Here is an 11,925-nt window from a genome sequence, read left to right on the forward strand (position 1 = left end):
ATGTACCTGCTTTAGACCGCAATCCTGGAACTACGGCAGAATCTGATACCTTAGCCTTGGGCAAAAACGTATTAATCATTGTACCAAAGGAATCACTCGCTGCTTATCAGGCAGCTGATGTTTGGAACACAATGAGCGAAAGAATCTTCCCAATGGGTACTCAGTTTAACTACGATGTAGAGGCTACAGCACAAGCTAGCACTTCAGGACTTCAGAAAGCGATTGGAGAAAAGAATCTTAGAAGCGTGGTGACCCTTAAAGTAAAGGGTTCTATCAATAGTTACGACATCATGGTTATGCGTAACAAGATGGATAATCTCCATTATTTGGACTTGGCAGATGCTGATGTTAAGAGCAATACATACAATTATTATACGGGATATAGTACCCAAGATGACATTCTGGGTCCTCATTCTTTTGCCGATCTCGACAAACTGATGACTGTCAAGTTGCCCAAAAGCGTGAAGTATATCGATCTGGCTTTTAACAACTGCAGACAGTTGCGTTCTGTTGAAATGCCAGAGAATCTGATTTGCGTAGGCGATACTGCAGACTGGAATTGGAATAAGGATGGTGGAGCCTTTGGAAATTGCACCAATCTTGAAGAAATCATATTCCACAATTGCGAGAAGATTGGAGGAAAAGCTTTTTACCAATGTAATTCTTTGCAAGAAATCACATTGCCAAAGAATCTGAAGCATATTGGAAGTTATGCATTTAATTACTGCAACCAGCTTAAGGACATTATCCTTCCTAATGAAGTTGAAACAATTGGCGAACACGCTTTCGAATTCTGCTACAATCTGTCATCGGTTCAATTTCCACCTTCATTGAAACGCATTGAGGCTAATGCCTTCTACTGCTGTATTAGTCTTAGCAGCATCAATCTTCCAGGTCTTACAAGCATCTCTGAAAACACCTTCTCTGGTTGCAGCAACCTGACAGAAGTAAAGCTTCCTAGCACCCTGGAGCGTATCGGCAACAATGCATTCGAAAACTGCAGCAACTTGACCAAGGTATACACCTACACAGTCTTGCCGATCAATATCGACCAGAATACATTTACTAACTTCAAGGCTACTACACTCTATGTGCCAACCCAGAGCTACGACAACTACTACTGGAGCACACAGTGGGGACAGTTTAAGGAAATCAAGGAGTTTGATGAGCCTTATACCTATATCTATCTCGACAACGAGTTTACACTCGAAAAGAGATTCGAAGGTACGCCAGATATCGACATCAAGAACAATGGTGCTCTTACCGTAAACGGAAAGGATAACCAGAACGCAGGCGAAGTAACCGTTAAGGGAGATGGCAACAGCTCTGCCGGAACACTGATTACAGACGGAAACCTGGATGCCAAGAAACTGAGATTCGACATCACTGTCAATGCCAACCAATGGTATTTCTTCAGCTTCCCATTCGATATCAACCTCGCTGACATCAAGACACCAGGCAAATACGTGTTCCGCAAATACAACGGTTCTCTCCGTGCCGACCAGGGTACAGGCGGATGGGTTGACCTGGCTAGCGACGAAACGACCCTCAAGCAGGGCGTAGGCTATATCTTCCAGACAGCTCAGAGCGGTAACCTCACCCTGAGAGTAACCAAGGAGAAGTTCGGAAAACTGGATGCCAACAACATCGTGAAGGATTTGAGCAGCTATCCATCTGCCGACGAGCAGAACGCAAGCTGGAACTTCATCGGTAACCCACAGATCAGTTACATGGATGCAGCTTCCCTCGGCTACGACGCTCCTATCACCTATTGGAACGGAAATTCCTACGAGGCTGTGCGCCCAGGCGACGACGAGTTTGCCCTCCAGCCATTCCAGGCATTCTTCGTACAGAAGCCAGTGGATGTAAGCAACATCGAGTTCAAGGCTGAAGACCGTATCACCAAGAGTGAGAGCATCAACAAGCAGAACAATGCACGCGCCAGAAGAATCGGTCGTGGCATCAACCCAGAGCGTCTGCTCATCAACCTCACCCTGAGCGACGGCAACCATACCGACAAGACCCGCGTGGTATTCAACGACAAGAAGAGCCAGGCTTACGAGCTGGATTGCGATGCAGCCAAGTTTGCTGCCATCAACGATGCCCCTCAGTTCTATACCATCGAGGCAAAGGCAGGCAACCTCGCCATCAACGAGCGACCAATGGGTAGCGTGAAACTCGGTTTCGCTGCCAAGAAAGCAGGCAACTTCACCATCTCTGCCAAGAGAATGGACCAGCCTATGCTCCTGCAGGACAATCAGACAGGTGCGACTTACGACCTGACAGAAGGCGACTACCAGTTTCCTTCCAACGCCGGAACCTTCGAAAACCGTTTCGTTCTCGTTCCTAGCAGAGGCACCACAGGCATCGCCGACATCGTGAAGAAGACCGGTATCAACATCATGCCAACCGATGCAGGTATCAACCTCAACGGCGTGAACGGCAAGAAGGTTACCATCTATGCTGCCGACGGCACCATGCTCGCATCGCGCACCTTCGACGGCATGCTCAACCTGATGAAGGGAGTATACATCGTAAAGATAGACAACCTTTCAACCAAGGTGATGGTGAAGTAATCATACGCAGAATGATCAACGGAAATAAATTTCGAGCCTATGAAAAGAATCATCATCCATAGCGTCACCACATGGCTGCTGCTCTTCCTGAGCAGCACCATGCTGATGGCAGCTCTGCCAGACGACGACTTCAATCCCGTAAACCCACCCGACCCGATGATGAAATACAAGGTGGAGGTGGCGTATTCGGAATACGGATATACATCGGGAGGCGGAACCTACAACTGGGGAGACGAAGCCTACATCAGTACTTCTGCCAACAACGAGAACTATCAGTTTGCCTACTGGCTGAAGAACGGAGTGAAATACTCAGAGGAATCCTCCTTTATATATAAGGTGGAAGAATGGAACGTCAAGTTCGAGGCGGTTTACGACTACAAGCCGGTGAGTCCGTCGGAACCTCAGCCCATGAACCGATACCGCCTCTATCTGACCACAGACGATGAGGGCAACTGCTCCTTCAACCGCACCAGTGGCGAAAAGGTAGAAGCGGGAAGCTTCGTCTGGCTGTCGGCATATCTCAGTTCGGGGTACATCTTCAAGGGATGGTACCTGGGAGATGAGCTGATCAGCACAGACCAAGACTTTCAATACGAGATGCCTAAGCAAAACGTTACGCTCAGGGCACACATCGTATACAGTCCGAGCAGTCCGAGTGACCCGGGCGGAACGGGACAGGGCAACGTAGACAACAGCAGCGGCATCGATGAAGTTACCCTAAGCCCATCAGCCTGCTCCAACCGCATTTACCAGTTGGACGGAACGAGCGCTGCCCAGCTCCAGAAGGGCAAGGTCTATATCAGAAACCATAAGAAATTCATCGCCAGGTAACCTGGCGGTGAATTTTCTGCAAATGATAATAAACTAAACTTGTTAATATGAAGAGAAAACTTTTACTCTTTTGTATCCTGGCTTTTGCGGCGATAGCTGTGTCGGCACAGAACAACCTGGTGATCAGAAACTTCAAGTATGACCAGTATGACCAGACAGCCAACCTCAAGGGCACACAAAAGAAAGACAACAACGGCAGGACGGCAGCCCTGCTCAAGATTGAGACCAATCTTGACAACCTCGCCTTCGACGGCGGAAGTTATGGTATTGTAACCACCCAGCACAAGACGGGACAATGGTGGGTTTATGTGCCGGAGCGTGCACAGAAGATTACCATCCGACATCCTAAGTACGGTGCCTGCGAGTATTACTATCCATCGGAAATCAAGGCAGCAAGAACCTACACCATGAAGCTTACCCTGGAAGGTATGGATGTTGCCCTGGAAGCTTCGGTGGCTGGTGCTACCATCACCGTGGACGATGAGAAGATAGGAAAGACCCCACAGACCGTCTACCTCTCTTACGGCATCCACCACATCACAGCCCGAAACGGCAACATGTACTATGACAGCAACGTGAACATCACTAAAGAAAGTCCGAAATCATTGAAGCTGCAGATGCAGGATGAAGACCTGCTCTACGGAACCGTGAACCTGACCGTAGCCGACGGAGCCGACATCTACTTCGACGGCAAGAAGGTGGGAACGGGTTCCTGGTACCAGCGTCTGAAATACGGCACCTACGTGGTGGAAACCCGCAAGAAGAACTGCGAGAACCAGACCACATCCTTCGAGGTGGAAGCCAAGAAAGACAAGACCATCGAGGTGAAAGCCCCTATCCCATACACCGGTTCCCTCTTCGTGGTAAGCAGTCCGAAGGTGGTGGGCATCTACAACGACATCAAGCTTCTCTCGGAGAACGGTTTCGCCAAACTGCCTATCGGAACCAACGAAATCACCTACAGACACGAAGGCTACCGTCCGCTCACCAAGACCTACAACGTTTTGCGTGATGCCGAAATCAACGATACCATCAAGCTCAAGCCAATCACCTATCTGAAGAAGACTGGCATCTATGCCGGCGTTGCCTTCACCTACGGCGGAAGCACGATGGGCGTAACGGGAACCATCGGCCTCAACATCTCCAACTTCGACCTTCAGGCTTCCTACACCATGGGACTGGGAAGCAGCGACGAGGTTTACTGGTATTCCAAGGAAACCAACGTGCAGCAGGAGATAGACACCTACAAGCTCAACAGCTTCGCCGTGAAACTGGGCTACCAGTTCCCATTGAGCATGCGTGTGGGCATCACTCCACAGATAGGCTATCTCACCCAGATGCTTAAGAGCGACGGCAAATATGCCGACGGAACCTCTTGCGGCTCCTTCACCATCGGTGCCAAACTGCTCATCGCCCCCGTGTCTCATCTCTGCATCCTCCTCAATCCGGAGTATGCCATCCCAAACAAGAAGAGCGGCACCTATAAATCGGTGGCTGATGTGGGCGGATTTGCCGAAGGCGGTTTCTATGCCCATGCCGGCATCCTCGTGAATTTCTAAACTTAATATATTAAAATAGGTATATATGAAGAAACTACTATATAGCAAGAGCATGGCATTCGCCATCCTGATGGCTCTGGCTGGCACCATGCAGTCGTGCACCGAGAAGGAGGAAGAGGATGTCTATGCTTCTACGAAGATCGACTTCAATGTAACGGTTTCACCTTCGAGGGTAGACTTGCCTGCCCGCAATGCATCACAAGAGATTCAGGTTACTGCCAACACGGCTTGGGGCGTAAGCTCGGATGTTACCTGGGCACACGTAAGCACAAGCAGCGGCACTGCCAACGGATCCTTCACCGTGACCCTGGACGACAATACCTCGCTGGAGGAACGCCAGGCTATCATCACCCTGACATACGGAACCGAGAAGAAGACGGTGACCCTGAACCAGGCGGCTGCCAAGGCTACCCTCTCTGCCAACGAGGTGAGTCTTGCTGCCAAGAATGCCAGTCAGGAAATCAAGGTAACTGCCAACACCACCTGGAGCGTGGAAACGGAGGCTGAATGGATTCACCTGAGCGCTACCGACGGAACAGAGAACGGCACCTTCACCCTGACCCTGGATGACAACAAGAGTCTGCTGCCTCGCCAGGCTACCATCGTGGTGAACTATGGCAAGGAGGGCAAGGAAATCATCACCGTGAACCAGGTGGCTGCAGATGCCACAACCTTCGGCAAGGTGCAGAAGAGCGGCATCACCCGATATGAGGCTACCGTGGCCAGCAGTTTCTCGGCGATGTTCGAGGTGCAGGAATACGGCGTGGTTTACTCTTATGTAAACAAGGAGCCTGTAATCAGCGAAGACGACCGCAACACCCTGAGCGTCAAGGTGGGAACGGCACCGACAAGCCAGGGCAGCATCGCTACCAAGCTGAGCAACCTGAAGTCGGCTACCACCTATTATCTCCGCTTCTATACCCGCGGTCCGCTCGGCATCGAATACAGCCCGGTGACCACCTTCAAGACCGAGGGTCAGACACCAAGCGAGGGTGACCATGAGACTCCAGAGATATAAATCATCTAACGAAAGAAACTGAAATATGAAAAATAGATATGTATTATTCATGATAGCCTGTCTGTTGGGCATCCAGCTCTGCGGCTTCCAGTTTTCGGGAAGTCAGCTTCATGCTGCCAACATGCCGGGCAAGCCAACAGGCAACGAGCGCATCTTCCTTCACCACCAGGGAGCCGTGAGTCTCTTTGCCGCCGACAAACTGAAAGAGGCGGTGGAGGCAAGTGTAGATGGCGACACCCTCTTCCTCACCAACGGCAACTACGGTTTCCAGGCGATGAGCAACGGCAAGGAAATCTACTACGGTGCCAAACCGATTACCATCAGCAAGAGCGTCTGCATCGTGGGCGAAGGAGAAGATACCTACATCGGTGCCCTCGCCATCGACATCACGGATGCCAGGAAGGAATGCCATCTCTACGGCATCAAGTCGAACCTTGCCATCGGACAAAGTCTCGCCAAACTGGATATCCAGAAGAGCTATGTGCTGCTCAGCATCAATGCCAGCATCGACGATACACAGCTGAAATCCAGCAAGCTGAACCTGAGTATCAACGGATGGAGCACAGAACTGAAGGCTTTCCGTGCAGAAAACTGTCTCATCAACAGCTGCAACTTCGGCATCGTTGATTCCGACAACCTGCACATCAGTCTGAACCACTGCAACATCTACGAACTGGGAGGAAGCGGCGACGACGGCGACGAATACATGAACAGTTTCAAGGGCGACATCAGCAACTCCATCATCGACCACCTGAAGGCGGTGGAAGGAGAGACCCGCTATTTCGACCCAGCCGTAACCCTGACCAACGTGCTGATCCGCAAGACATCGGAAGCCTACAATCCGTTTAAGATCTGCAAGCAGACCGACAGTTTCGCCCTGCTCTCTAACGATGAGATTCTCGATACCACCGGCGCCTGCCGCTGGACCACCGAGACGCTGACCTCGAAGGGATGCATCGGAAACGACAACACCGTGATGGGTGCCCTGGGAGGAACCACTCCTTATTCGCTCACCCTCGAAGCACCCCAGCTTCAGAATCCGGTGCTCGACATCAACAGTTCCAATCATAAACTCATGTTTAATCTCGACATAAAATGATGAACAGACTCTATAAATTCCTCTGCATCTGTGGCATGATGCTGACAGCTACAGTAAGCCATGCAGCCACAACAGCCGACGAGGGCAGAATCTTCCTGCAGCACCAAGGCGTCATCGCCCGCTCCTTTGCGCCGGGCGAGATGGCAAAGGCCATCGAACAGGCTGCCGAAGGCGACACCCTGCTGTTGGCTAACGGCAACTACGCCAGCAAGTTTACCATCAGCAAAAGCATCTCCATCATCGGCGCCGATGCATCCTACATCAACTGCCAGAACAGCAGCGACTGCATCGAAATCAAGTCTCCGGGCAAGGATTCGCTGAAGGTGAACCTGGAGAACCTCAATGCCACCTCCAGCAACGGACTGCGCATCGAGTTCTACAACGAGATGGAAGACGGCACCTACTATACCCTCGCCCATCCCGTGAAACTCACCCTGCAGAAGAGCCGCATCCTGGAATTCAGAACCAGCCATGCCGACATTGCTGCGGTAGACATCGAATGCCGCCGATGCCTGGTTTCCTACATGACTTCCCTGCGCACACCAGCCAAGGCATCCTTCTACAACAGTGAGCTTATCAACCTGGGCGACTGCGACAACGTCCGTGCCAACCACTGCTACATCAAGAACCTCTGCGGAGCCGACAACTCACTGATAACCAACTCCATTATCGGAAGCATCAGCAACACCGACTTCAACGGCAACCCGGGCAACGGAACCAGCGTGGTAACCAATTCGCTCTACAACGCCACCGACCAGGTGTATGCCCTGCAGGACTGCATCCTCATCAAAGAGTCACTTTTAGGAACTACGATTCCGTTTACCTGCAAGTTCACCAAAGAGCAACTGGCAGCCAGCAGTTATCTGGGCACCGACGGCACCGTGGTGGGCATCTTCGGCGGCAGCATTCCGAGCAACATCAGCGATGCAGCCACCCTGCTTGCTCCAACCAACCGTCCGCAGATAACCAATGCATCGGTAAACTGGGACGACACCAAGACCAAAGTAAAAGTGAACGCAAAAGTAACCGCAAAATAAAAGATTATGTGGAAGACATTATTTACAACAGCACTCCTCGGATGCATGACGCATGCTGCAACAGCCGACACCCTGCAGGGCAACTATACCTACTGGATTGACAACGACATCCAGAACGCCAAGACTGCCCAGACGGCTACAGGCAATCTCTCTAACGAGATAGACATCGCCGGCTATGCACCAGGACTCCATACACTCAACATCCGCATGAAGGCGAAGGACTGCAGCTACAAATACTACAGCTACAAGTTCTACATCGCCCCATCGGAAAAGCCAGATACAACTCCGGAGGCAGAGGCAAGCCTCATCGGATATAAATACGGATTCAACGAGTCGGTGACAAACGTGAAGCTCGACAACCTGAAGGAAATCAGCTTCACCAACACCCTCTTCGACATCCCTGCCCCTACCGAGTTTGCCAAGGTGGAAGACGGAAAGTTCTCCATCGACAAGGCTAGCAGCACCGTGAAGATGAGCCGAAAAAGCGAACTCAACTTCAGCATGCAGTTTCAGGGAAGCAACCGTCAGTGGAGCAACATCCTACACAAGGATACCGTGATTGCCGACAACATCAACAGGCAGGCGGTGGAGCTGAAGCCATACAGCAGCATCAGTCTCGACAAGATAGGCAGGGGCGACTTCCATGCCGTGAAGTTCACCATCGACAAGGCGAACACCTACTATCTGGTATCTTCCAAGGCGAGCAGGATAGCCCTCTACAACGAGGACGGAACCGAGATGCAGCGCTTCAGCGAAACAGATACCCAGCAGGGCAAGGCCACCTATTTCAATACGGGCACCTACTACGCCGTGGTTTACAACCTGGGCAGCAATACCAGTCTGCGCCTCTCTGACAAGCAGAATGCAATGCCTACGCCGATCATCAACTACAAGGACGAGATGCTGAGCATCTCCTGCACCGATGCCAATGCCAAGGTATACTATACCCTCGACGGAACAGAGCCTAATGCCCAAAGCAAGCTCTACAAAGAGGCATTCAAGCTCGACCACAACGCCACCGTCAAGGCGATAGCCATCGGCAAGGACTGTGCCGACTCCTATATCGCCACCTATCAGATAGACAGCTATGCCGTGGCAGCGCCAACCATCAGCTACAGCAATCTGCACATCAGCATCACCACCCCTACCGCCGATGCCAAGATTTACTATACGCTGGACGGAACAGAGCCTACCAGCAAGAGCAATCTCTACACCGGTCCGGTGGAGCTGATGAAGAACTGCACCGTGAAGGCGATAGCCCTGCGCAACAATTACCACGACTCGCCGGTTACCACTTATCAACTGAATGTGGATAACCTGATCTGTGCCGTGCCAACCTTCAAGCGCACCGGCAACAAGCTGGAGCTTTCTACCGCCACAGCGGGTGCCAGCATCTACTACACCACAGACGGAACGGAGCCTACCATCCAGAGCCAGAAGTATGACAAGGCGATTGATATCCAGCACAATGGAACCATCAAGGCGCTGACAGCGATGGACGGACATATCACTTCTGCCACGGCTACCTTCGTAATCAGCGACATGCAGGCAGCAGCTCCGGTGATGAGCATCGTAGATGATAAACTGGTGATTTCGTGCAGCACCCCAGGTGCGGTTATCCACTATGAGATTGGCGAGGACAAGGAACCTTCGGAGTCTTCTCCTATCTATACGGAACCTATCGAGGTGACGGAGAACATGACCGTGAAGGCTATCGCCTTTGCCAAGGACTTCAACACTTCGGATGTAGCCATCTTCAGTCCATACGTCTGCAAGGTTCCTACCTTCAACGTATCCAACAACCTGCTGACCATCGCTTCGGAAACAGAGGGGGCGGAGATTTACTACACCAGCGACGGCACGACACCTACCGTGAAGAGCCAGAAATATACGGGTCCTATCAGCCTCAACCGCAACGCCACCTACAAGGCGATTGCCGTGAAGGACGGACTGCTGGTTTCCGTGGTAAACAGTTATACGGTGGATTACTTCAAGGCATCTGAGCCTACCTGCACCTTCGCCGATGGCAAGCTTACCATCAGCAGCAACATGGCAGGAGCCGTGATTCATTATGAGATTGGCGGTTCTACCCCAACCAGCAGCTCTACCATCTATACCGATGCGTTGACGCTGACCGACAACCGTCCAGTGAAGGCGATGGTAACGGCAGAGGGCTTCAACAGTTCGGAGGTGATGACCTATGTGCCTGACTATTTCGCCTGCGAGCCTGTGAAGGAGGCTTCCTATAACGGAAGAATCGTGAAACTCGACGTGCCTACCGAGGATGCAGCCATCTACTACACCACCGACGGCACCGAACCAAGCGATGCTTCCTTGCGCTACGACGCAGAGAATGGCATCCAGATAGATACCCTCTGCACCGTGAAGGCTATCGCCATGAAACAGTGGCTCAACCCATCGAAGGTGGCATCCTATACTCCTGCCTATTGCTACAACGGCAAGACGGCAAGTCTCACCGAGGCGGGCAATCTGGCGAAGGCGATGGAATGGTGCAACGGCGAACCTGCGGACAACACGCTCCAGGTAGTGGGCAGCCTCAACGCCGAGGACATCGCCCTGATTGCTTCCTTCGAGAAGCTGCAGCATCTGGATCTGGCGAAGGCGAACATCAAGGGCAGCACCGAAGGCGGAAAGGCCGTAGGCGATAACACTCTGGCAGACCAGGCATTCGCCAACATGAATCTGAAGACCGTCAGTCTGCCTGCATCGCTCACCGCCTGCGGCAAGCAGCTGTTCAGCAACAACAGGAAGTTGGCTGCAGTAACCTGGAATGCTAACATCAACATCGCCGCCGAGGTATTGGATGGCATCAACAATCCAAACCTCCTCTTGTATGTAAATGCCAAGAGTTATGCACCTGCCACCCTGAAGAACGTGGTAGCTGCGGGCGTAGCCGAGTCGATTACGCTGAGCGACATCGCCGATGGAGAAGCATCCGACGGTGCCTTCTTCTGTCCTTCAGCCTTCGTGGCAAAGAAGATTACGTATACCCGTAACTTCCAGCAGGCCACGGTGATAGGAACCAGCGAGGGCAACGAGACGATTTCCCTTCCATTCGATGTTCAGGAGATGACGCACGAGACCAATGGCAAGATAGCGCCATTTGCCAAGGGCTTGCCGACGGGCGAGGCGAAGCCATTCTGGCTCTACGATTTGAGTCAGGGTGCAGCCACCTTTACCCGTGCTGCCGATATCCAGGCATACAAGCCATACATTATCTGTATGCCTAACTCGGAGTATTATTCTGATGAATACATCCTGGCTGGCAAGGTTACCTTCTCTGCCGAAAACGCCACCATTGCGGTGACCCGCAACGAGGTGGAGAGCAATGGTCAGAAGGATTTCGTCAGCAACTTCGAGCAGTTGTCGCAGCAGGATGGTGTGTATGCATTGAATGTTGGGGAGGCGTACCAGGATTACAAGCCGGGCAGTGTCTTCGTAAGTGATGCCTTTGTGGTGCATCCGTTCCAGGCGTATATCCAGAATGTAACCACCACGGCATCCCGTTGTCTGGCCGTCTTCGACGAGACAACCACAGCCATCGAGTCGATTCCGATGAAGCAGGTAGCGGGCCTGGAAGCATGGTCAGTAGGCAAGACGCTCTATATCCACAGCGACATCACGAGATGGGTGAACATCTTCTCTACGAAGGGCATGCTCATCAAGACCGTGAAGATTGCAGCCGGAGAAACAGAAAGCATAGAGTCTCTGCCTTCCGGAGTGTATATTGTAAACCAGAAGAAGATAGCTATCAAATGATAGTCCATCCCGATTATCTGGGATT

Annotated in this window: 7 protein-coding genes; all 7 read left to right on the plus strand. The window is 51.8% G+C overall.

The genetic code is table 11. From position 1 onward, the window contains the following. Positions 1-131 precede the first annotated feature (131 nt). The 7 genes from V8Z93_RS02090 to V8Z93_RS02120 are packed head-to-tail and all read left to right on the plus strand — an operon-like array spanning position 132 to position 11,900. The gene (locus V8Z93_RS02090) at positions 132-2,576 is read left to right on the plus strand and encodes a leucine-rich repeat domain-containing protein (protein WP_439432808.1); all 2,445 of its coding nucleotides are present in this window, start codon (positions 132-134) and stop codon (positions 2,574-2,576) included. A 39-nt stretch (positions 2,577-2,615) separates the two neighbouring features. Further along, positions 2,616-3,407, plus strand: coding sequence for an InlB B-repeat-containing protein (locus V8Z93_RS02095; protein WP_439432253.1), 792 nt, complete (start codon positions 2,616-2,618; stop codon positions 3,405-3,407). A gap of 47 nt (positions 3,408-3,454) precedes the next feature. Continuing rightward, positions 3,455-4,966 (plus strand): PEGA domain-containing protein, encoded by a 1,512-nt coding sequence (locus V8Z93_RS02100; protein WP_439432254.1) that lies wholly within the window; start codon positions 3,455-3,457, stop codon positions 4,964-4,966. A 25-nt stretch (positions 4,967-4,991) separates the two neighbouring features. Continuing rightward, entirely contained in the window at positions 4,992-5,984 is a 993-nt protein-coding gene (locus V8Z93_RS02105) for a BACON domain-containing protein (protein WP_439432255.1), read from the plus strand. Positions 5,985-6,009: 25 nt separating this feature from the next. Further along, positions 6,010-7,083: a hypothetical protein gene (locus V8Z93_RS02110; RefSeq protein ID WP_439432256.1), complete on the plus strand. Its 1,074-nt coding sequence runs from the start codon at positions 6,010-6,012 to the stop codon at positions 7,081-7,083. After that, the gene (locus V8Z93_RS02115) at positions 7,080-8,120 is read left to right on the plus strand and encodes a hypothetical protein (protein ID WP_439432257.1); all 1,041 of its coding nucleotides are present in this window, start codon (positions 7,080-7,082) and stop codon (positions 8,118-8,120) included. Before V8Z93_RS02110 ends, V8Z93_RS02115 begins: the two co-directional genes overlap by 4 nt. A gap of 6 nt (positions 8,121-8,126) precedes the next feature. After that, positions 8,127-11,900, plus strand: a complete 3,774-nt coding sequence (locus V8Z93_RS02120) for a chitobiase/beta-hexosaminidase C-terminal domain-containing protein (protein ID WP_439432258.1) — start codon at positions 8,127-8,129, stop codon at positions 11,898-11,900. Positions 11,901-11,925: the final 25 nt, after the last annotated feature.

It is taken from the genome of Segatella copri, assembly GCF_051861805.1.
Lineage (GTDB): Bacteria > Bacteroidota > Bacteroidia > Bacteroidales > Bacteroidaceae > Prevotella > Prevotella copri_M.

Excerpts from the sequence above, each read along its gene's own strand:
- V8Z93_RS02110 (WP_439432256.1), top strand. The coding sequence starts at position 6,010 with ATGAAAAATAGATATGTATTATTCATGATAGCCTGTCTGTTGGGCATC.
- V8Z93_RS02100 (WP_439432254.1), top strand. The coding sequence starts at position 3,455 with ATGAAGAGAAAACTTTTACTCTTTTGTATCCTGGCTTTTGCGGCGATA.
- V8Z93_RS02095 (WP_439432253.1), top strand. The coding sequence starts at position 2,616 with ATGAAAAGAATCATCATCCATAGCGTCACCACATGGCTGCTGCTCTTC.
- V8Z93_RS02090 (WP_439432808.1), top strand. The coding sequence starts at position 132 with ATGAGCGAAAGAATCTTCCCAATGGGTACTCAGTTTAACTACGATGTA.
- V8Z93_RS02105 (WP_439432255.1), top strand. The coding sequence starts at position 4,992 with ATGAAGAAACTACTATATAGCAAGAGCATGGCATTCGCCATCCTGATG.
- V8Z93_RS02115 (WP_439432257.1), top strand. The coding sequence starts at position 7,080 with ATGATGAACAGACTCTATAAATTCCTCTGCATCTGTGGCATGATGCTG.
- V8Z93_RS02120 (WP_439432258.1), top strand. The coding sequence starts at position 8,127 with ATGTGGAAGACATTATTTACAACAGCACTCCTCGGATGCATGACGCAT.